The 20790-nt window shown below is 71.5% G+C and carries 20 protein-coding genes; 10 read left to right on the forward strand and 10 right to left on the reverse strand.

Translation table 11 applies throughout. The features are described from left to right. Positions 1-211: 211 nt before the first annotated feature. The 8 genes from Pma05_RS18550 to Pma05_RS18585 form a co-directional block, all read right to left on the reverse strand. Positions 212-436 (reverse strand): hypothetical protein, encoded by a 225-nt coding sequence (locus Pma05_RS18550; RefSeq protein ID WP_203858652.1) that lies wholly within the window; start codon positions 434-436, stop codon positions 212-214. A gap of 17 nt (positions 437-453) precedes the next feature. Then, positions 454-879, reverse strand: a complete 426-nt coding sequence (locus Pma05_RS18555) for a RidA family protein (RefSeq protein WP_203858653.1) — start codon at positions 877-879, stop codon at positions 454-456. An 88-nt stretch (positions 880-967) separates the two neighbouring features. Beyond that, positions 968-2125, reverse strand: coding sequence for an ABC transporter ATP-binding protein (locus tag Pma05_RS18560; RefSeq protein ID WP_203858654.1), 1158 nt, complete (start codon positions 2123-2125; stop codon positions 968-970). Further along, positions 2122-3222, reverse strand: coding sequence for an ABC transporter ATP-binding protein (locus Pma05_RS18565; RefSeq protein WP_239312564.1), 1101 nt, complete (start codon positions 3220-3222; stop codon positions 2122-2124). The genes Pma05_RS18560 and Pma05_RS18565 overlap by 4 nt, the downstream gene beginning before the upstream one ends. Beyond that, positions 3219-4184, reverse strand: a complete 966-nt coding sequence (locus tag Pma05_RS18570) for an ABC transporter permease (RefSeq protein ID WP_203858655.1) — start codon at positions 4182-4184, stop codon at positions 3219-3221. Before Pma05_RS18570 ends, Pma05_RS18565 begins: the two co-directional genes overlap by 4 nt. 11 nt (positions 4185-4195) lie before the next feature. Next, the gene (locus Pma05_RS18575; protein ID WP_203858656.1) at positions 4196-5203 is read right to left on the reverse strand and encodes an ABC transporter permease; all 1008 of its coding nucleotides are present in this window, start codon (positions 5201-5203) and stop codon (positions 4196-4198) included. A gap of 18 nt (positions 5204-5221) precedes the next feature. After that, positions 5222-6751 carry an ABC transporter substrate-binding protein gene (locus Pma05_RS18580; protein WP_203858657.1) on the reverse strand — a complete coding sequence of 510 codons (1530 nt, stop codon included), beginning with the start codon at positions 6749-6751 and terminating at the stop codon, positions 5222-5224. Positions 6752-6891: 140 nt separating this feature from the next. After that, the gene (locus Pma05_RS18585; RefSeq protein WP_203858658.1) at positions 6892-7353 is read right to left on the reverse strand and encodes a GlcG/HbpS family heme-binding protein; all 462 of its coding nucleotides are present in this window, start codon (positions 7351-7353) and stop codon (positions 6892-6894) included. A gap of 348 nt (positions 7354-7701) precedes the next feature. Here Pma05_RS18585 and Pma05_RS18590 point away from each other — a divergent pair, with 348 nt between their 5' ends. The 8 genes from Pma05_RS18590 to Pma05_RS18625 are packed head-to-tail and all read left to right on the forward strand — an operon-like array spanning position 7702 to position 16635. Further along, on the forward strand, positions 7702-8961 hold the full coding sequence (locus Pma05_RS18590; protein ID WP_203858659.1) for an amidohydrolase family protein: 1260 nt from the start codon (positions 7702-7704) through the stop codon (positions 8959-8961). Next, the gene (locus Pma05_RS18595; protein WP_203858660.1) at positions 8958-10565 is read left to right on the forward strand and encodes a gamma-glutamyltransferase family protein; all 1608 of its coding nucleotides are present in this window, start codon (positions 8958-8960) and stop codon (positions 10563-10565) included. Before Pma05_RS18590 ends, Pma05_RS18595 begins: the two co-directional genes overlap by 4 nt. Positions 10566-10579: 14 nt before the next feature. Further along, positions 10580-11806, forward strand: coding sequence for a M24 family metallopeptidase (locus tag Pma05_RS18600; RefSeq protein ID WP_203858661.1), 1227 nt, complete (start codon positions 10580-10582; stop codon positions 11804-11806). A 12-nt stretch (positions 11807-11818) separates the two neighbouring features. Continuing rightward, positions 11819-13630, forward strand: a complete 1812-nt coding sequence (locus Pma05_RS18605) for an FAD-binding protein (protein ID WP_203858662.1) — start codon at positions 11819-11821, stop codon at positions 13628-13630. Then, positions 13614-14327 (forward strand): DUF2848 family protein, encoded by a 714-nt coding sequence (locus Pma05_RS18610; RefSeq protein WP_203858663.1) that lies wholly within the window; start codon positions 13614-13616, stop codon positions 14325-14327. The genes Pma05_RS18605 and Pma05_RS18610 overlap by 17 nt, the downstream gene beginning before the upstream one ends. Beyond that, a complete protein-coding gene (locus Pma05_RS18615; protein WP_203858664.1) occupies positions 14294-15742 on the forward strand; it encodes a 4-hydroxyphenylacetate 3-hydroxylase family protein in 1449 nt (482 codons plus the stop codon). The genes Pma05_RS18610 and Pma05_RS18615 overlap by 34 nt, the downstream gene beginning before the upstream one ends. A gap of 24 nt (positions 15743-15766) precedes the next feature. Continuing rightward, positions 15767-16108 (forward strand): cupin domain-containing protein, encoded by a 342-nt coding sequence (locus tag Pma05_RS18620; protein ID WP_203858665.1) that lies wholly within the window; start codon positions 15767-15769, stop codon positions 16106-16108. Then, entirely contained in the window at positions 16105-16635 is a 531-nt protein-coding gene (locus Pma05_RS18625) for a flavin reductase family protein (RefSeq protein ID WP_203858666.1), read from the forward strand. The genes Pma05_RS18620 and Pma05_RS18625 overlap by 4 nt, the downstream gene beginning before the upstream one ends. Before the next feature lie 129 nt (positions 16636-16764). On the opposite strand, the gene Pma05_RS18630 is transcribed toward Pma05_RS18625, so the two are convergent. Further along, the gene (locus Pma05_RS18630; RefSeq protein ID WP_203858667.1) at positions 16765-17565 is read right to left on the reverse strand and encodes a FadR/GntR family transcriptional regulator; all 801 of its coding nucleotides are present in this window, start codon (positions 17563-17565) and stop codon (positions 16765-16767) included. A gap of 306 nt (positions 17566-17871) precedes the next feature. On the opposite strand from Pma05_RS18630, the gene Pma05_RS18635 reads away from it, so the two are divergent. Both Pma05_RS18635 and Pma05_RS18640 read left to right on the forward strand, forming a co-directional pair. After that, positions 17872-18009, forward strand: a complete 138-nt coding sequence (locus Pma05_RS18635) for a hypothetical protein (protein ID WP_203858668.1) — start codon at positions 17872-17874, stop codon at positions 18007-18009. Positions 18010-18039: 30 nt separating this feature from the next. Further along, positions 18040-19443: a UbiD family decarboxylase gene (locus Pma05_RS18640; RefSeq protein ID WP_203858669.1), complete on the forward strand. Its 1404-nt coding sequence runs from the start codon at positions 18040-18042 to the stop codon at positions 19441-19443. Between the two features lie 126 nt (positions 19444-19569). On the opposite strand, the gene Pma05_RS18645 is transcribed toward Pma05_RS18640, so the two are convergent. After that, positions 19570-20748 carry a questin oxidase family protein gene (locus tag Pma05_RS18645; RefSeq protein ID WP_203858670.1) on the reverse strand — a complete coding sequence of 393 codons (1179 nt, stop codon included), beginning with the start codon at positions 20746-20748 and terminating at the stop codon, positions 19570-19572. Positions 20749-20790 lie beyond the last annotated feature (42 nt).

The raw sequence follows: 20790 nt of genomic DNA on the forward strand, positions 1-20790 counted from the left end.
AATTCAACATCGTGAATGTACGGGCTGACCTCGGATTCTTCCCGACACGGCCCTGACCAGGCATTGAATGTTAGCGATCACCTCGTACGAAACTTGCGACCGCTGTACCGCAAGTTGCGGGCTCGTTGGCCGAACGTCGGGCAACCGACCTCTACCTGCGGCGCCACTCGTCCACTCCACCCGGCGCCGCCCGACCGACCGGCCGGGTGGGTTATCCGGGCAGCCGCCACACTCCGGTCGACGCGTCGAGCCGCCGGCAGTACAGCACAGTCGCGGTGAGCCCGCACTCGCCGGAGCCCTCGGGCAGCACCGCCGACAGACGCCGGTGCCAGGTCGCCGGGTCGAACTCCACCACCCAGACCCGCCGGTCGGCGCCGTACCGGATGCCGAGATACCGCTGGCCGTGCTGCCTGCACGGCGCGGGCGAACTCGGCACAGGTCGCAGTCGTGGGGTCAGCCCACGACTGCGACCGCCTCGATCTCGACCAGCATGTCCGGCCCCTTCAGGCGACTGACGTAGACCAGGCTGCGGGCTGGCAGGGGGTCCCGGAACCAGCGGCGGTAGACCTCGTTCAACGCCGCCGGGTCGCTGCCCTCCCGGAGGAATATCGTCAGCTTGACGGCCTGTTGCAACGCGGATCCCGCGGCCCGGAGGATGCCGTCGAGGTTGCGCAGCGCCCACTCGGTCTGTTCGGCCAGATCACCGAGGACGCCGGTGTCCCGGTTCCGGCCAGCCTGGCCGGCGGTGAAGACCAGCGGACCGACCCGGATCGCCTGGCTGAACGGCCCGGTGGGGACCGGCGCGTCCGGGGTCTGGATCGGCTCGCGGCGGTACGTCTGTGCGCGGAGCCCGATGATCCGCTCGCTACCGTCGCTCATGTCGGCACCCCGCTACACTCCGCGCCGCCACGTGGCACACCGCACCGAGCCTGATGACTCGCTCGCCGATATCCACAAGAGACACCCCCTAGTGCGCCCGGACCTGTGGCATGGCGGCCTGCGCCCGCTCCCAGTGGTGGCAGGCGACCCGATGGCCGCCGGCGTGGTCGCCGGCGATCCGGGACAGCACCGGCTCCTCGTTGCGACACCGGACGTCCGCGAACGGGCATCGGGTGTGGTATCGGCAGCCCGGCGGGACCGCGGTCAGGCTCGGCACCTCGCCGGGGGCCAGCCGACGGGCCGCCTCCAACCGCTGGCGTACGTCGGGCCTCGGCGGCAGCACCGAGGCGACGAGCGCCTTCGTGTACGGGTGCGCCGGCCGGGCGAAGAGGTTGTGCGCCGGAGCCTGCTCGACGATCTTGCCGAGGTACATGACCGCCACCCGATGGCTCAGGTGTCGTACCACGGCCAGGTTGTGCGCGATGAAGAGGTACGCGACCGCGTGGGCCTGCTGCATGTCCTGGAGCAGGTTGATCACCTGTGCCTGTACCGACACGTCCAGCGCCGAGACCGGTTCGTCGAGTACGACCAGCCGGGGCTGGGTGACCAGCGCCCGAGCCACCGCCACCCGCTGCTGCTGACCGCCGGAGAGCTGGGCCGGACGCCGATGCGCCAGCGATGGGTCGAGTCCCACCTCGGTGAGCCGTTCGGCGGCGATGCTCCGGCGCTCCCGTCGGGAGTTCATCCCGTGCACCTTGAGCGCCTCGGTCACGATGTCGCCGAGTCGCATCCGCGGGTCCAGCGAGCCACGCGGATCCTGGAAGACCACCTGGAGGTGGCGGCGGATCCGGCGTAGCTCGGCCGACGAGCGGCCCACCAGTTCCTCGCCGTCGAAGACGATGCTCCCACCGGCCGTCGGGATCAGCCGCAGTACGGCGTTGGCGAGGCTGGACTTGCCGCAGCCACTCTCGCCGACCAGCCCCAGCGTCTCGCCCGCCCGTACCTCCAGGCTCACGCCGTCGACTGCGGTGATCTCCGTACCGGTGCCGGTTCTGTGCCGTACCACCAGGTCCTGGACGCGGAGGATCGGCAGTGGCCGGTCGGCCCGCCTCGCGGACGATCCCGGCCGCCAGGCTGCGGATCCCGCGCCCGGTCCGGCGGACGGCGGTGCCGACCCGGCCGAGGTCGGCTGCGGCCCGACGGACCCGGCGCCCGGCCCGGTCGGTTCGGATACTGCCTGGGTCATCGTGGCTCCCTGTCCCGATCCAGCATGGTCGACTCGGCTTGGCCGCGATCCCGGCTGGCCAGCTCAGCCTGGCCGCCATCCCGGCTGGCCAGCTCAGCCTGGCCGCCATCCCGGCTGGCCAGCTCGGCCGGGTTCCGCCAGCAGGCGCTCGCGTGCGTCAGGCCGTCGGACCAGGGTGGTTCTTCCCGGTGACAGCGGTCGTCGGCGAACTCGCACCGGGGCGAGAACCGACACCCCGGCTCGTTCCTGATCGCTGTCGGGGCCCGGCCCGGGATGGGGCGGAGCCGGTGGTGATGGTTGATCTCCAGCCGGGGAGCCAACCTGAGTAGCCCGGCGGTGTACGGGTGCCGTGGCCCGGTGAGCACGTCGGCCACGGAACCGCGTTCGACGATCCGGCCGGCGTACATCACCTGCACCCGGTCACAGGTGGCGGCCACCACGCCGAAGTCGTGGGTAATCATGATCATCGCCATGCTCAACTCGCGGCAGAGCGAGCGCAGCAGCGCGAGAATCTGGGTCTGTACGGTCGGGTCGAGGGCGGTGGTGGCCTCGTCGGCGATCAGCAGCTTGGGCCGGCAGGAGATGGCCAGCGCGACAAGGATTCGTTGCCGCATGCCGCCGCTGAACTGGTCCGGCAGGTTCCGGGTCGACGCCGCCGCGTTCGGGATGCCGACCATGTCGAGCAGTTCCACCGCCCGGCGCTGTGCGCCCGCCTTGTCCAGGCCGGTGTGCACCAGCAGGGTCTCCACGATCTGGTTGCCGACCGGGATGGACGGGTCCAGCGCGGTCATCGGATCCTGGAAGACGTAGCCGATCTCGGCACCGCGGATGCCCCGGAGTTCGGCTTCCGACATGTCGAGCAGCTCCCGGCCCTCCAGCCGGGCCGACCCACTGGTGCGTACCCGGGTCAGCGGCGGGCGTACGCCGATCAGCGAGGTGGCGGTGACCGACTTGCCGCTCCCGCTCTCCCCCACCACGCCGAGGGTTTCGCCGTGGTCGAGGGTGAACGAGACGCCGTCCACGCCGTACACCTCGCCGCGGGCGGTGGAGAAGACGACGGAGAGCTCGTCGACCTCGAGTAGCCGTGCGGACGTCACGATTGGGATCTCCGTTCCATCTCACGCGAGAGCATGTTCACCGCGAGGACCACGGCCGCCAGGAACAGGCCGGGCATCACCGTCAGCCACCAGGCCACCGCGAGATACGGCCGCCCTTCGGAGATCAGCACCCCCCAGGTCAGGTCCGGCTCCTGTACGCCGGCGCCGAGGAAGCTGAGCCCGGCCTCGGCCAGCACGATCTGCCCCACGTCGATGACGAAGAGCACGCCGAGCCGGGGAGCCAGGTTGGGCAGCAGGTGGTTGACGACGACCTGCCGACCGTTCGCGCCGAGCGCGACCGCGCCGACGACGAAGGGTTCGGCGCGCAGCCGCAGGGTCTCCGCCCGGATCACCCGGGCCACGGTCGGCCAGATGAACGTCGGCAGCAGGATTACCAGGTTCGTCACGGACGCGCCGGCGACCGCCATCAGCAGGATCGCGAACAGGAACATCGGCAGGGCGGTCTGCGCCTCGGTCAGCCGCATCAGCACCCGGTCCGACCAGCCGCCGAAGTAGCCGGCGCAGACGCCCACGACCGCCCCGATCACCAGCCCGATCACTGTCGCAGCCGTACCGATGAACAGGGTGAGCCGGGCCGCGACGACGATCTGGGAGAAGAGGTCACGGCCGAGGGCATCGGTGCCGAGCAGGTGCGTGCCGTCCGCGGTACGCGCCAACGGCGGCAGCAGCCGCGCGGCCGGCACCTGTGCGTACGGGTCGAAGGGGGCGAGCCGGCCACCGGTGACCGCCCAGAGCGCGACGACGCCCAGCACGACCACCCAGAGGATCCAGAGCCGGCCACGAAGTGGACCGGTCGACAGTCGACGCTGACTGCCGGCCACCGCCCCGGACCGGCGGATCGCCCGGCGGTCACGCCGATCGGGTACGAGCCCGTTCCGGCCGGGTACGGGTCCGCGCCGGCCGAGCCCCCGGCGGTGCGGTGTCGCGGGATTGTTCGGCACGATGTTCCGCCTCACTCCGGCCGTAGCCGACGGTCGAGCAGGTGACTGGCGACGTCGACGGCGAGGTTGACCAGGATCACCAGTGCCCCGGTGATCAGGACCGCCGCCTCCACGATCGGGAAGTCGTGCCGGTGTGCCGCCGTGGTCATCAGCGGCCCGAGTCCGGGCCAGGCGAAGACCACCTCGATGGGATAGATCGAGCCGCCGAACATCCGGGCGAACTCCCACCCGGCCGTGGTCAGCACCGTGGCGGCGACGTTGCGCAGGACGTGCCCGGCGACGAGCCGCCGGTACGGCAGCCCGCGGCTGCGGGCCACCAGCACGTACGCCTTGGACATCTCGTCGAGCACCACCGACCGGGTCACCTGGCAGATCCGGCCGCCGTGGATGAAGCCGAGGGTGGCGACCGGCAGGATCAGCCCCCGCCACTCGTACCAGCCGGAGGTCGGGACCATGTTCAGCCGTACCGCGAAGACGATGATCAGCAGCAGGCCGATCCAGAAGCTCGCCACCGACAGCGACAGTACGGAGATCAGGTTGATCACCTTGTCGACGGCGGAGCCCGGCCGGGTACCGGCCAGGACACCACCGACGACGCCGAAGACGGTCGCCGCCACCGCGCCGAGAATGGCGAGCAGCACCGTGTTCCCGATGACCTCCCAGACCGCCTCCATCGCCGGCCGCTGCTGCCAGACCGACGTACCGACGTCGAGCCGGGCCAGGTCCTCCAGGTACCTACCGAACTGCACCCAGAACGGCTGGTCCAGCCCGAGCGAGCGCCGTAGCTGCGCCAACTGCTCCTCGGTGGCCTCCGGGGATGCGAATGCCGAGACCGGATCGCCCACGTAGTAGCCGATGACGAAGATCACCGCGACCACGAGGAACTGGACGATGACCGCGTCGCGCAGCCGCCGGAGCACGAGCCGGCCGAGTGGCGAGCGCAGCCAGGACCGCCTCGTCCGGCCCGTCGCCGCTGGGCTGGGCACGGGTGTCGGGGCCGGGACCTGTGTCGTCGTCACGTCAGCACGCCTCCGGCTTCAGCTCGTCAGCCGCATGGTCGAGACGAAGTACGAGTCGTCTGGTCGGGGATTCCACTCCAACCGCTGGCTGGCACCGAAGATGTAGTTCTGCTGGAGCAGATAGATCGAGTACGGGTTCTCGTGCAACCGGGCCCACATGTCCGCGTAGTCCCGCTGCCGTTCCGCCTGGTCGAGGGTGTCCGCGCCGGCCTTGACGAGTTCGTCGACCTTGGGGTCGCAGAACTTGCTCGACGCGCCCTTGCAGGTGATGTGCGACTTGATCCGGGCCGCGTCGAACCACTCGTTGGAGTTCCAGCCGTACTTGAGGTCGAAGGCGCCCGACTCGGTGCCCTTGACCCGGCCGAGTTCCCGGTAGTCGTTCCAGTCGTGCTTGACGACCTTGGCCCGGACCCCCACGGCGCCGAGCGCCGCCGCGACGAAGTCGGCCGTCTCCTCGCCCTTGCTGTACCGGCCGATCGGCACGTGCAGTTCGATGTCGAACCCGTTCGGGTAGCCGGCCTCGGCCAGCAACCGCTTGGCCTGCTCCGGGTCGTACGGGAAGGGACTGAGGCTGGCGTTGAACCCGAGCATGCCCTTGGCGAGGTGCTGTGCCTGGTTGGGCGTGGCATGCCCCTGGTAGATCGTCTCGGCCAGGGACTCCTTGTCGACGGCCAGGTTCATCGCCTGCCGTACCCGGGGGTCGGACAGTTCCTTCCGGTGGGTGTTGAAGGCGACGTAGCTGAAGTCGCTGGCCCGGATCTCCTTCACCTGCGGGGCGAGTTTGGCCTGCTCGGGGAAGAGGTCGAAGACCAGGTCCACCTCGCCGGCCTGCAACGCCGACAACGCGGTCTGCGCGTCCGGCACCACCCGTACGGTGAAGGCGGCGATCGACGCCTTCTCCCCCCAGTACGCGTCGTTGCGCACCAGCGAGATCTCCCGGCCGCGCTGCCAGGTCCCGAACTTGTACGGGCCGGTGCCGACGATCACCTCGTGGCCGAAGCTCTGCTGTCCGGCGGAGGCCGGCGAGACCATCGGGATGCTGGTCATCTCGGCCGGCAGCACCGGGTTCTTGCCGTCGGTGAGGATGTCCACCGTCCGTGGGTCGACCTTCCGCGCCCCCTCGATCCCCTCGGTGTACGAGGTGCGCTGGGTGTCGAAGTCGGGATCGATGATGCGTTCGATGCTGAACACCACCGCGTCGGCGTCGAACGGGCTCCCGTCGTGGAACGTCACCCCCGGGTGCAGGGTGAACCGCCAGGTGGTGTCGTCGACCCGCTCGTACTTGTCCGCCAGCTTCGGCTGGATCTGCGATGTCTCGTCCCGGACGAGCAGCGTCTCGAAGAGGTTGTCGGTGACGATGCGGGAACTGCGGTCGTTCACCAGTTGGGGATCGAGGGTCGACGGCTCGGTGGCGACCGCGACAACCAGGTCACCGGACTGCCGACCGGCGGAGCCCGAGCCGCCGCCTCCGCCGCAGGCCGACGTGCCCAGGAATAACGTGCCGATCGTGACCAGGCTGAGCAGCCTGGTGCGTGGTCTATGGTCCATGTCCATCGCTCGACCTCTTCTCGGTCCGCTGCGGAGAGTCTGCTGTGGGGGGTGCTCGGCGCGCCGTGGAGTGGTACCGGAGGTTTCCGGCGACCTTCGCGGTCTCGACGCCGCCCGGCGTACCTGCGGAGCCGGGCGGGTCAGGTCGTGGTCGGGTCGGTGCTGTGCGTGGTCGTCTGGGTGCCGGACAGCTCCGTCACGGTGCGCCGGGCGACGAGTTCGTCCTGATCGGGCGAGCCGCCGCCGACGCCGATGGCGCCCACCAGCTCGCCGTCGCGGACGATGGGATAGCCACCGGGGTTGAGGGTCACTCCGCCGGGTAGCACCTCGGTCAGGCTGGCGGCGAAGAGGGGGCGGTCCCGCCAGTTCTCGAGCAGGACCGACGTCGGTTTACGGAAGGCCGCGGCCAGCCGCGCCTTGCCCATTGCCATGTAGGGGCCGTGCCAGCGGTCGGCGCCGCGGGCGACCAGGATCGGGTGTCCGGCCGGGTCGAGCACCGCCACCGTCACGCGTAGGCCCAGCTCGGCCCCGATCGCCCGGGCCCGCAGCACGTATTCCAGCGCCCGGTCGAAGTCGAGCGCCCCGTTGACGTCGAGTGACATGGTCGCGTTCCCCTCCCGGCGTGTCAGCGATCACAGGGCCGCAGCCAGTAGAGCACATTGTCAGACAGACTGACTACCACACGGTCCGCCTTCTTGGACGTCCCGTCAAGAGGTGAACGGTCTTGGAAACGAGACTGAAATACGTGGTGGCGGTGAGGTGGACCCCAGCGCGAAGCAACGGCGGACTCCGGAGAGTGGGCATTGACGCACCCACCGAGGCGACCTATTGTCTGACCATAGGACTATCTGACGTAGGGCCCTGGCCTCCGAGCGGCCGGCCGGGCGGGCACGCCGGGTGGACCGACGGGCGCTTCGACAAATGCCGCAGCCCAGCTAAAGGAGATCGAGATGAGACACGGCTACCGGGTCGTCGACGTGGACACCCACGTGACGCCGTCGCTGGAGGTACTGCTGCGCTACGCCGACCGCGAACTGCTCGCCCGCAGGGACGAGTTGGCGCCGTACACCCGCACGATGACGCCGGTGCCCGGACGGGGGCATCCGACCGAGCCGTACGAGGTGCTGCGGGTGGACCCCCGCCCGTACAAGCGGGTAGCCGGAATGAAGGCCGGGGCCGAGGAGCCGACCAGCACCGGCGCCGGCAGCAAGGGCGCCCTGGAGGGGCGGGTGTCGAACCTCGCCAAGGGCAAGCCACGGGACCGGATCCAGCACGACAATTCCGCCGGCCGGCTGCTGGACATGGACGTCGAGGGCGTTGACATCAACGTCCTCATCCCGGCCCCCTGGGCGCCGGGCAGCACCGCACTGGACCGTGACCTCGCGCTCGGGCTCTACCGCGCCTACCACGACTACCAGGCCGACTACTGCTCCGCCGACCCTCGCCGGTTGAAGGGGCTCATCCTGGCCCCCGGACACGACCCCGAATGGGCCGCCCGGACGATCCGCAAGCTGGCCGGCGAGGAGTGGGTGTCGGCGGTGTGGCCGCTGCTGCCCGAGGGTGTCCCGGTGGACGACCCCGACCTGGCACCGATCTTCGAGGCGATGGACGAGGCGGACCTCCCACTGCTGCACCACAGTTTCTTCTACGAGCCGCCCTACTTCCCCGGCTACCGGGACATCTGGGACAACCCCGTGGTCGCCCGTACCGCGGCGCACGTCTGGGGGGCGCAGCGGCTGATCTCGTACGTGCTGATCAGCGGGATGCTGGACCGTTACCCGAGCCTGCGGGTGGCGACGGTGGAGACCGGACACAGTTGGCTGGCGCACTGGATCGTCCGGCTGACCAGCCAGGTGTCGTACGTCAAGGGCGGGGTCCGGGACGACCTGAAGCACACCCCGCTGGAGTACGTCCAGATGGGCAAGGTCTTCTGCGCGATCGAGGCGCACGAGGGGCCCCAGCTCACCAGGGGCGCGATCGACATCCTCGGCGAGGACGTGCTGATGTACGCGTCGGACTTCCCACACCCGGAGTGCATGTTCCCCGAGCACACCGACCACGTCATCGACTGGCGGGACACCATCGGCGAGTCCGCGACCCGCAAGCTGATGGGCGAGAACGCCATCCGGTACCTCCGGCTGCTCTCCGACCCGTGGGAGACCGCCCCGGCCGCCAGCCCCGGGCCGGCCGGCCAGGACGCGGAGATTTGAGCCGGACCAGTGCCGGCGGCGGGCCGCCGCGGGGTTCCATCGTCCATGGGTACCGCGGCGCCGTCGCCGCCGGCAGCGCGGACGCGGCACACACCGCCGTCGACGTGCTGACGGCGGGCGGCACCGCGATGGACGCCGCGGTGGCCGCCTCGGCCGTCCAGTGCGTCGTCGAGTTTCCCTGGTGCGGCGTCGGCGGAGACATGTTCATGCTGGTAGACCGTGCGGACACCGGCGTCGTCGCGCTCAACGGCAGCGGCGCCGCACCGGCCGACATCGGCACCGGACTCCGCGAGTCACCCCGGGTCCCCCGGTTCGGTCCGCTCTCCGTGGCCGTGCCAGGGCTGCCGATGGCCTGGCAGGTCGGGCTGGCACGATTCGGCTCCAGACCACTGACGGACCTGCTCGAACCCGCGACCAAGCTGGCGTACGACGGGTTCCGGGTGGACGAGCGGCTGAGCCGCGCCCTGGCCCAGGTCCACCCCGAGCTGGCCGACCATCCCGAGCTGGCCGCGCTGGTCAACCGCAACGGCAGTACCGTCGGCGCGCTGTTCAGCCAACCCGATCTCGGGCGGACGCTGGAGGCGCTCGGCCGGCACGGCGCCGAATGGTTCTACCGGGGCGAGTTCGCCGAACGGCTGGCGGCACACATGCGCGCACACGGCGGACCACTCGGCCCGGCGGACCTCGCCCGGCACGAGGCGGACTGGACGGAGCCGCTGTCGATCGACTACCGGGGTCACCAGATCTACCAGACCCCACCGGTATCGCTCGGGGTACTCATGCTGAGCCAGCTCCGGATCCTGGAGCAGTTCGACCTCGCCCGGCTCAGGCCGGGCAGCGCCGAGCTGATCGACCTGATGGTACGGGCCAAGCTGGCGGCCTTCGCCGACCTGCCGACCACTGTCCCCGATCCCGACCAGCCCGGCTGGGACGTTCGGGAACAGCTCTCCGCCGAGCGGGTGGCCTGGTGGCGGGACCGGCTGAGCCGGTTGCCGTACGCCGAGACCGTGCCAGCGCCCGGCGGTACCGACACCACCTGCCTGGCGGTGACCGACGCGACCGGGATGACGGTGACTATGATCCACAGCCTCTTCAACTCCTTCGGCTCCCGGGAACTCGTCGACGGCACCGGGGTCATCCTCAACGACCGGCTCGCCGGGCTGCGTACCGGCGCGGAGCCCGGCCCGCGGCTGGTCCCCGGCGCCCGGCCGTCGCACACCCTCAACGCCTATCTCGTCAAGCGCGGGGGCCGGGTCGTCATCGCCGGCGCCACCCCGGGCGGGCGCGGGCAGGTGCAGACCAACACGCAGATCCTGGTGAACCTCGTCGACCACGGGATGAGCCCGCTGGCCGCGGTGGAACACCCGCGGTGGCTGCACGGCACACCCCGGCGGTACGCCGAGGACAGCGTCCTGCACGTCGAGGACGGCCTGCCCGACGGCTCCGTCGACCGGCTGGGCGAACTCGGGTACGAGGTCCGGGTCGCCGACGGATCAGACGACGACGACCTGTTCGGCAGCGCGACCGTCGTCGGCCCCACCCCCTGTACCGGCCTGTACGCCGTGGCCGACGGCCGACGCGGCGCCGCCGCCACCGCCTGGTGAGAGCGAGGACCGCCATGTCAGCGACACACACCGTCATCCGCTACGGGCACGAACTGAACCGGGACGACTACCCCTGGCCGACCTTCTCCCCGGCCGAGTTCACCCGGCGCCACGACCTGGTCCGCGGCTTCATGGCCGAAAACGACCTCGACTGCCTGCTGGTCAGCGGCAACTGCGCGCTCTGGGAACGCGGCTGGGCCAACGTCCGCTGGCTCTCCAACTTCATCGGCACGATGGAACTCGACGCGTTCGTGATCTTCCCTCGGGACGGCGAGCCGACCCTGGCCATCCTCGGCCTGAACGCGCGGCTCCCGGACCGGATCGCCCGGTCGGTGATCCCCGACGTACGCGGCGCGCTGAACACCTCGCCGATCGTGCTGGAACGGCTGCGCGAACTCCGCCTGGAGACCGGCCGGATCGGCATCGTCCGACCGGCGCCGTGGATATCGATCTCCCAGGACCACCACGCGGCGCTGCGCGAGGCGTTTCCCCGGGCCCAGTTCCCGGAGTACTCCGACGAGTTCTGGCGACTCCGGCTGGTCCTCTCCGACGAGGAACTGGACTGCCTGGACGAGGCCGGACGGATCGGGGACTGCGCCGTACAGGCGATCATGGACGGCCTCAGGCCGGGCATGCGGGAGACGGACCTGTTCCGGATCGTCTACGACACCTTCGCCAGGGAGGGCGGGGAGATCCCGACCATGGTGCTGGCCGCCGCGGAGTCGATGTTCCGGCCGGTGAGCGGGTTCCAACGACCCCGCCCGATCGACCGGACCATCGAGGTCGGCGACGTCCTGCTGTTGGAACTCGGTGCCCGGGAGCGGCACGGGTACGAGGCACAGACCGGCAAACCGATCATCTTCGGGCCACCGACCGACGAGTACGCGGACCTGTTCGACGTCATGTTCACCGCGTACCAGCGGGTGGTGGCCGCGCTCCGACCCGGCTGCACAGCCCGCGACCTGCGGGAGGCCGGCCAGGTGATCCTGGACCGGGGATACCAGATCGTCGCTCCACTGGTGCACGGGGTGTTCAACCCGATCGACGCCGGGCCGTTCGTCGGTACGTCGCACCGCCCGGACAAGGACGTCCGGCTCGAACCGAACATGGCGTGCTGCGTCGAGATCCACCCCTGTACGCCGGACGTCCGCAAGGGCGTGTTCATCGGCGACACCTTCGTCATCACCGCCGACGGATCCCGGTCGGTCAACAAGCTGCCGCCCGTGTTGACCCAGCTCTGAGGAAGGTGCCCCGTGCGTATCGCTGTACTGATCAAACAGGTGCCGGTCTCGGACGAGTTGTCCCTCGGGCCGGACGGGCGGCTGCGCCGCGACGGCGTGCCGAACGAGATCAATCCGCACTGCCGGCGGGCGGTGAGCAAGGGGGTGGAACTGGCCCGGAGCACCGGCGGCAGTTGCACGGTGTTCACCATGGGGCCGCCGGCCGCCGAGGCCGTACTGGTCGAGTCGCTGGCCTGGGGCGCCGACGAGGCCGTACTGATCTCGGATCCGCGGTTCGCCGGCTCCGACACCCTGGCCACCGCCCGGGCGCTCGCCGCCGCGCTCCGGCACACCGGCCCGTACGCGCTGGTGCTGACCGGCCGCAACTCGGTGGACGCCGACACCGGCCAGGTCGGGCCGCAGGTCGCCGAACTGGTCGACCTACCGTTCCTGCCCTCGGCCCGGGAACTCGTCCTGGACGGCGACACGCTGCGCGCTCGCTGCGAACTCGACGACGGCATCCGCGAGTCGACGGTACGACTGCCCGCGCTGGTCGCCTGCGCCGAACGGCTCTGCCAGCCGGCGAAGGTGCCGTACGTGGCGGACCCCGACGGTCTGCGGCCGAGGATACGGCGGCTCACCGCCGCCGACCTCGGCCCCGGGCCCTGGGGAGAGGACGGCAGTCCCACCTGGATCGACGGGCAGCGTCCGGGCGGCAGTACGCCCCGGCCCGCCGTACTCGTCCTGGGAGACCTGGACGAGCAGGTGAAGCGGATGGCGGAACTGCTCGCCGAGCCGTCGACCCGGCCGCCCGCCCCGGTGGTGGCCCCGCGCGTCGGGTCGCCGGGCGCCGGTCCGGTGCTGGCGGTCGCCGTCCAGCCCGGACGCCGCCAGCTCGCCCGCGAACTACTCGGCGAGGCGGCCCGGCTCGCCGGCCCGGTCGGCGGCTCGGTGACCGCGGTGCTGCTCGCCGGCGATTCGGCGCTGGCGGACGTGGGCGGTTGGGGAGCCGACGCGGCGGTGGTGGTCGACGGCGGTACCGCCGAACCGGAGGTCGCCCGGACACTGGCCGACTGGTGCGGCAGCACGGCCCCCCGGGTGGTGCTGGTGCCCGGCACCACCTGGGGACGGGAGGTCGCCGCCCGGATCGCGGCCCGACTCGGCGCCGGCCTGACCGGTGACGCGATCGCGCTCGACGTCGAGATCGTCCTCGACGTCGAGGGGACCGAGCTGATCTGCTGGAAGCCGGTCGCCAGCGGCACCGTGGAGGTGGCGGTACGGGCCCGCTCGGCGGTGCAGATGGCGACCGTACGCCCCGGGGTGTTGCCGCTGCCGACGCCGCGACCGGCCGGACCGGTCCCGGTGACCAGGGTCGCCGCACCCGTCGTCGGCCTGGTAACCCACCTCGGGGTCGAGCGGGACGAAGGCGTGGACGAGCTGGCCGCGGCCCGGATCGTGGTCGGCGTCGGCCGGGGTGTCGCGGCGACGGACTACCCGCTGCTCGACCGGTTCGTGGCCGCGCTTGGCGGACGGCTGGGCGCGACCCGGGCCGTGACCGACAACGGGTGGTTGCCGCAGTCCCGCCAGATCGGCATCACCGGCCGCAGCATCTCGCCGGACGTGTACCTGGCGCTGGGGGTCGCCGGCAAGTACACCCACCTGGACGGGGTACGGCAGGCCGGCCGCATCATCGCGATCAACACCGATCCGGGCGCCCCGATCTTCGGCTCCGTCGACCTCGGCATCGTCGCCGACTGGCGGCAGGTCGCGGAAGCCGTACTCGACGGCCACCACGGGGTGGCGGCGGGGGCGGAGGAGGTGACCCGCGTTGCCGGGCGGGGCTGAGCCGCGGCTGTGGGTCGTCGGTGCCGCAGGCCAGGTACCGCTGGCGCCACGCCGGCTGGTGGTCGCCGGCTACACCGGCCGGGACGAGGCGGCCGTCCGCGCGCACATCGACGAACTGGCCGCCGCGGGCATCGCCCCACCGCCGACGGTGCCGACCTTCTACCCACTCGATCCGGCACTGGTCACCACCGCCCCGGTCGTCGGGATCGGCGGGGCGAACACCTCCGGCGAGGTCGAGCCGGTGCTGGTCCGGGCCGCCGGGCGGTGGTATCTAGGCGTCGGCTCCGACCACACCGACCGGGAGCTGGAGCGGGCGGACATCGCCCGGTCGAAGGCAGCCTGCCCGAAGCCGGTCGGCGACCAGGTGATCCCGCTGCCCGGCGGCCCGGAGACCCTGGACTGGGACGACGTGAGCGCGTCCTCCGAGGTGGACGGCCGCCGCTACCAGGCCGGCAGGCTGGCCGCCCTGCGTACGCCCGGCGACCTGTGGCGGCGGACGGTCGACGCCCTCGGCGACCCCGGCGACGACCTTGTCCTGTTCGGCGGGACGCTGCCGCTGCTCGACGGCCACTTCGTCACCGGCCGATCGTGGCAGGTCCGGCTCGCCCTGCCCGACGGACGCACGCTCACCCACACCTACCAGACCAGTGACAGGAGCGACCCATGCGTGCCGGATCCGACTACCTCGCCGCGCTGAAGGACGACCGGGCGGTCTATCTCGACGGTGCCCGGGTCGCCGACGTGGCGAGCCACCCGGCGTTCACGCCGATCGCCAATCGGGTGGCCGAGCTGTTCGACATCGCCGCGGCACCCGACTCCAGGATGACCTGCGAGGATCCCAGTACCGGCCTGGTCACCAACCGGGTCTTCGTGGCCCCGCGCAGCCGGGCGGAGCTGGGCGCCTTCCGGGAGGCCGTACTGACCTGGGCCCGGCACCACCACGGCTGGGTGGGTCGCGGCCCGGACCACGTCGGCGCGTTCCTGGCGGCGTTCGCCGCCCACCCGGAGGCGTTCGACACCGACGAGCGTCGCTACGGCGCGAACGTCGTCGCGTACCACCGGCGGATCCAGCGGGAGAACCGGTACGTCGCGTACGCGATCATCCCGCCGCAGTTCTCCCGGGCGGTGACCGCGCATGCCTGGGGCGACGAGCCGGTGCAGGTCGCCGTGGTCGCCGAGCGGCCGGAGGGCATCGTCGTACGCGGCGCGCAGATGCTCGCCACCGGTGGCGCGGTCGCCGACGAACTCTTCGTCTCGTGCATCAAGCCACTCTCGGCCGAGGATCGCGACTTCGCCCTCGGGTTCGCCGTACCGGTCGGGGTCGAGGGGCTGAAACTCTACTGCCGCCGGCCGTACGCCCCGGCCGCCACCAGCGAGTACGACTACCCGCTCAGCTCCCGATACGACGAGACGGACGCGCTGGTGGTCTTCGACGACGTACTGGTGCCCTGGGAGCGGGTCTTCGTCTGCCGGGACGTGGCCGGACTGCAGCGGCAGTTCTTCGCCACCGGCGCCCACCAGCTCGGCAACTGGCAGGCCCAGCTCCGGTTCACCGTGAAGTTGCAGTTCGTCGCCGGTCTGGCCCGGAAGGTCGCGCAGGTCAACGAGATCGACCGGATCCCGGGCGTGGTCGAGAAGCTCGGCGAGTTGGCGAGCATCGCGTCGCTGGTGGAGTCGGCGGTGATCGCCGCGGAACACACCGCGGAGCCGGACGGCGCGGGCGTGTGGCGGCCCGGTCCCCGGGCGCTCTACGGCGCGATGGGCCTCCAGGCCGAGCTGTACCCACGCGCCCTCGGCATCCTCCGCGAACTCGCCGGCGGCGGCGTCCTGCAGGTGCCGTCCAGCGTCCACGACCTACGCGACCCGGCGGTACGGGCGGACCTCGACCGGTACGTCCAGTCGCCGCGCGCCAACGCCGAGCAGCGGGTGAAGCTCTTCAAGCTGGTCTGGGACGTGATCGGCAGCGAGTTCGCCGGGCGTCACCAGCAGTACGAGATGTTCTACGCGGGCGCACCGTTCGTGGCCAAGAACTACGCCTTCCGCAACTACGGGTTCGACCGGCCACTCGCCGACGTCGACGCCTTCCTCGACAGCTACGACACCAGTTCCTGACCCTGATCAGTAGGGGGATGACCGATGGCAAAGCCAGAGCACGAGTTCTTCACCGTCGACCAGGTGCCGTTCACGCCGTGCGCCGGGGACGTACCCGAGCTGACCGAACGGATCCTGGCCGTCGACCCGGACGGGGGTGTCGCCACCCGGATGCTGCGCTTCGCGCCGGGGACGGACACCACGCCGAACGGCGTACTGCGGCACGAATTCTGGGAGGAGGTCTTCGTCGTGGCGGGCTCGATCACCGACCTCAGCCTGGGTGAGACCTTCACCGCAGGCATGTACGCCTGCCGCCCGCCCGGCATGGCGCACGGTCCGTGGCGTTCCGCGGACGGCTGCCTGACCTTCGAGGTCAGGTACCGATGAACGTGGTGGACCCGGCCCGGGTCGAGGCGGTCGACCCGGCCCGGATGCGGCGGGCGATGGGCCACTTCACGACCGGGGTGGCCATCGTCACCGCGTCCATCGGCGGTCAGGCGCACGGCATGACCGTCAACTCGCTGACCTCGGTGGCACTCGACCCGCCACTCCTACTGGTCTGCCTCACCGCCGGCGCCCGCACCACGACCGCGGTCGAGGCCAGCGGGCGGTTCGCGATCAGCATCCTCTCCAACCGGCAGGAGCGGCTCGCCGCCCGCTTCGCCCGGCGCGGCGCGGAGCACTTCGAAGGGCTACCCCTCGCGTACGGCGAACTGGGAACCCCGGTAGTGCCGGACGCGCTCGCCCAGTTGGAGTGCGCGGTGGAGAACCCCGTACCCGCCGGGGACCATCTCGTGGTGATCGGCCGGGTGCTGCGGGCGGAGTTCCGCGAGGGTGAGCCGCTCGGCTTCTTCGGCGGCCGGTTCTGTACGGTGACCGACCGCCCGGGCAGCCCGCCCGACTGGTTCTGCTGAATGCCGGCGAGGTCTGGCGACCATCGGCGGACGACCGGTCCGACCCGTACCGGCGGGCGTCCCGGGTCCGCGGGAGCCGGCTGGTCCACCGGGGCGGGCCGGCACCTCCCGCGGGCCGTCCGGCGACTGTCAGGGTGCCGGCGCCAGCCGCGAGTCGGTGCGCCCGATCCGCTCCACCAGCGCCCGCTCCACCCTGCTGAGATGCTCCTGGGCGACCCGGGCCGCCTGCTGCGGATCGCGGGCGTCAATCGCCTGGTAGATCTTCTCGTGACTGTGCCGGCCGCCGACCACCGGCGGCGGTGCGCCGTCGGCCAGGGACAACTGGCCGAAGACCCGCCAGAACGCCGGCCCCTTGAAGAACATCTGCCGGGTCGCCCGGTAGACCTGGGCCAGGATCGAGTTGCCGCTGGCCGTCATCACCAGGCTGTGGAACTCTTCGTCGAGCGAGTGGTAGCCCTCGGGATCCGCCGGGTTCATCCGGTCGAGCACGCCACGCAGCGCGACCAGGTCCTCGGGCGTACGGTTCATCGCCGCGAGCCGGGCCCCCTCGACCTCCAGCAACCGGCGGGTGTCGAACACTTCCTGGATCGACGCCTTGACCGCGACCGCACCGTGGTCGATCTCCCGTTCGGAGACCAGCTTGGGATCCGTGACGAGGAGCTTCTTGCCCCGGCGCTCCACGAACCCGGCGGCGAGCAGACCCCGCAGCGCCTCTCGGACCGTCGTCCGCCCGACGCCGAAGGCGAGACCGATGTCCCGCTCGGTCGGCAGCGGCATGCCCGCGACCAGCCGGCCGGAGAGGATCTGCTCCCGCAGTTTCGTCGCCAACGTCTCGGCCAGCGTGGATCGCTGGATCTCCCCTCCTTCCAGGCCGACCGGTGGTGGCGGCGAAGGCTGGGGGGACGAGTCGGGCGTGAGTGGTCTGGACATGTCGAAATTCTCTCGCTCACCGCATCAAGATCGGTAGTCAGACTATCATACGGTCAGACAATGGTCCTCTACGCCCCGCCGTCATCCCCGCTGTCATCCCCGACGGCCTCGCCGTCGCCCCCTGTCCCTGGCCTGGCCCCGGCCCCGGCCCCGGCCCCGGCGAGCCATCCCGGAAGGAAGGACCGATGAAGGTCGCGATAGCCCAGTTGGCAAGGCCCGCCGAGGAGCCGCCCGAGGCCCGCCTCGCACGGTACGCGGCGCGCCAACCCGACCTGCGCGGAGGCCGGGTCGGGACCGGACGAGAGCGTGCTGCGCGCCGAGATCGATCCGGTGCTCGTGGCTGAGTTGCGCGACGAGTTCCCGGCCCTCGCCGGCCGCCGGTTCGGCCTCCCCGTTCCGGCAACCCGCCTCCCCGCCGCGGCGGTCGGCCCCGCCGCCACCTGACCAGAACAGCACCATCCCGAAGGGAGCGACATGGACACCAGCACGCCGGTGGACCTCCGGTTCCGGACCGTACTGGCCCGGTTGCAGGCGACCGGCCGCATCCGGCGGGTGGACCGGAAGCTCAGCGTCGACGACGAGGTGGCGGCCGTACTGAAGCACCACGACGACGGCGACGCTCTGGTCTGCACGGCGGTGACCGGTCACTCCGTACCGGTGCTCGGCAACCTGCTGGCCAGCGAGGCCAACTGCGAGGCCGCGTTCGGTACGGACCGGCACGGCATCCGGGAGTTGGTGGCCCGGGCGATGTCCGACTCGATCGCGCCCGAGATCGTGCCGACCGGGCCGGCCCGGGACCACGTGTTCACCTCGACCCTCGATCTCGGCAGCCGGATGCCGGTACTCCGACACGCTCCCGGCGACGCCGGCCGGTTTGTCACCGCCGGAGTGGTGATCGCCCGGCACCCGGTGACCGGTGTCCACAACGCCTCGTACCACCGGCTCCAACTCGTCGGCGATGACCGGGTCGCCATCAAACTCGACCTGGGGCGACACCTGCGCGCCGCCTTCGAGAGTGCGCAGTCCCTCGGCCGCCCGCTGCCGATCGCCGTCGCGCTGGGTACCGACATCTCCCTGCTCTACACCGCAGCGACGATGGGGTCGCAGATGCCGGAAAGCCGCGACGAACTCGCCGCCGCCGGTGCGCTTCAGGGCTCGCCGCTGCGGATGCTCACCGGCCTGACCCAGGACGTGCTGGTACCGGCCGACGCGGAATTCGTCCTGGAGGGTGCGATCTCGGCGACCGAGACCGTGCCCGAGGGCCCGTTCGGTGAGTTCGTCGGCTATCAATCCGACGCCGGACCGGCGCCGGTCGTCCAGGTGACGGCGCTCAGCCACCGCCGGAACCCGGTCTACCACGCCATCAACGGCGCCGGCCGGGAGACGGTCATGCTCCGGAAGTACGTCCTGGAGACCAGCGTCCTCACGGTCCTGCGCGACACGGCACCGATGGTGGTGGACGTGAACATGACCGCCGGCGGACTGCACCGCTTCCACCTCAACCTCGCCGTACACAAGGACGGACCACAGCACGACGGCTTCGAGGTCAACGCCGCGCTGGCCGCCTTCGGCGCGCTGAAGGACCTGGTCCGGGTGGTGGTGGTCGACGACGACATCGACATCCACGACGAGCGTGACGTCGAGTACGCGATCGCGACCCGGTGCGACCCGGCTCGTGACCTCGTCGTCGTGCCACGCGGGCGAGGGCACGAGTACCTGCGCCTCTCGGACCGGGGAATCGTCTCGAAGTGGCTGGTCAACGCGACCGTCCCGTACGCCGACCGGGAACGGTTCCGGCGGGTGCCGTTCGCCCCGTCGACGGTATCCACGGCTGACCTGCTGCCCTGCGACCTGTTCGACGCCGGTCCGGACACCTGAGTCGTGAGGTTGCGGTTCTCGTGCGCTGCCGTACCTGGCTGGGTCGAGGGATTCAGCGGACGTGAGGATCTGTGGCCGGGGCGGTCGGTGTGCTCCTGAGCTGACCCGGGCGCGCCGGCGACGCCGTCACGGCGCGGGGATCAGGTCGCGTACGCGGGCGGCGGCGGCAAGGGCGTCGCCGTCGGCGGTCCGGTCGAACACGTCGACGGCGGTGTCGGCGAACTTCATCACGTGCTCGTCACCGTGCTCGACCGCCCGCTCCAGCACCGCCACGGGATCGGTCGACGCGGCGGGGAGCGCCGCCCGGTCGGCCGGCACGACCGGCGCGTACGAGGCGGTGATCGCCGCGCACGCGGCCCACACCGCCGACAGGCTCGGCGCCCACAGGTGCGGCGGCAGCGCCGGCACCGTACGCAGGACGGCGTTCGGCGCGGTGGCCACGTGCACCAGCAGTACCGGGCTGGCGTGCCCGTGACCCAGGTACGCGGCCGTCCCGGCCGCGACCAGGTCGCGCAGCGCGTCGCGCGCCTCGTTTGGGGTGCACACGGCGGCATTGTCCGGGGTGCACACGGCGGCCGGACCGGCCAGGATCCCGGCCCAGCCCGGGAGCGCGGGGAGCTGCGCCAGCCGGTCGGCCACCGGGCCGGTCTGGTTCGGCACCCGCGCCATCGCGTGCAGCGCGGTGTGGGCGTCCCACCGGGGCACGGCCGGCGTACCCGAAGCGCATTCGTCGGCGCGGGCGTCCCACCGGGGCGCGGCCGGCGTACCCGAAGCCCGTTCGTCGGCGGGGGCGGCCACGAACGGGCCGGCGCCGGGCACCTCGCGCCAGCGGGCCGCCCAGAACCCCAGCGCGTGGGCCAGCTCCGTCACGGCCGGCCCGCTCCCGACCCGGGTGTCGAGCAGGACGCGCACCGCGTGGCCGACCCGGATCGGCCCGTGGGTGGCACCGGCCACGATGCCGGGGAGCAGCCGCGGCCACCACGTGGTGAGCACGTACCGCCACGGGCGCTCGGCCACCTCGCGGGTGAAGTACGCGGTCCAGTCGCTCACCCGGCGACCGTCGCCGAGAGCCGCCTGCCACTCATCGGGGCCGATGACCCCCGTCGCCGGCGGCAGGTCATCGAGCCGCCGTACGTACCGGTCGAGCCACCGGTGGACCCGCCCGTCGTAGCCGTGCCGCACCATGGCCTCGACCGCCATCGGGCCGTGGTTGGTCAACGTGTCCTCGCCCCACTCGGGACCCGCGACGTGCAGCCGCTCGTACGCCTCGTTCAACACTCCGGAGCTCAGCACATCGGTCGTCATGTCCGACAGCGTGCGCCGGCCACCGGCGGTCGGTCGACGATT

The sequence above is a fragment of the Plantactinospora mayteni genome (assembly GCF_016862935.1).
Taxonomy (GTDB): domain Bacteria; phylum Actinomycetota; class Actinomycetes; order Mycobacteriales; family Micromonosporaceae; genus Plantactinospora; species Plantactinospora mayteni.

Bases quoted from the DNA above. Each gene is read 5' to 3' on its own strand.
- Pma05_RS18600 (WP_203858661.1), top strand. From the start codon at position 10,580: ATGTCAGCGACACACACCGTCATCCGCTACGGGCACGAACTGAACCGG.
- Pma05_RS18645 (WP_203858670.1), bottom strand. From the start codon at position 20,748: ATGACGACCGATGTGCTGAGCTCCGGAGTGTTGAACGAGGCGTACGAG.
- Pma05_RS18620 (WP_203858665.1), top strand. From the start codon at position 15,767: ATGGCAAAGCCAGAGCACGAGTTCTTCACCGTCGACCAGGTGCCGTTC.
- Pma05_RS18630 (WP_203858667.1), bottom strand. From the start codon at position 17,565: ATGTCCAGACCACTCACGCCCGACTCGTCCCCCCAGCCTTCGCCGCCA.
- Pma05_RS18625 (WP_203858666.1), top strand. From the start codon at position 16,105: ATGAACGTGGTGGACCCGGCCCGGGTCGAGGCGGTCGACCCGGCCCGG.
- Pma05_RS18585 (WP_203858658.1), bottom strand. From the start codon at position 7,353: ATGTCACTCGACGTCAACGGGGCGCTCGACTTCGACCGGGCGCTGGAA.
- Pma05_RS18560 (WP_203858654.1), bottom strand. From the start codon at position 2,125: ATGACCCAGGCAGTATCCGAACCGACCGGGCCGGGCGCCGGGTCCGTC.
- Pma05_RS18615 (WP_203858664.1), top strand. From the start codon at position 14,294: ATGCGTGCCGGATCCGACTACCTCGCCGCGCTGAAGGACGACCGGGCG.
- Pma05_RS18640 (WP_203858669.1), top strand. From the start codon at position 18,040: ATGGACACCAGCACGCCGGTGGACCTCCGGTTCCGGACCGTACTGGCC.
- Pma05_RS18590 (WP_203858659.1), top strand. From the start codon at position 7,702: ATGAGACACGGCTACCGGGTCGTCGACGTGGACACCCACGTGACGCCG.
- Pma05_RS18555 (WP_203858653.1), bottom strand. From the start codon at position 879: ATGAGCGACGGTAGCGAGCGGATCATCGGGCTCCGCGCACAGACGTAC.
- Pma05_RS18580 (WP_203858657.1), bottom strand. From the start codon at position 6,751: ATGGACCATAGACCACGCACCAGGCTGCTCAGCCTGGTCACGATCGGC.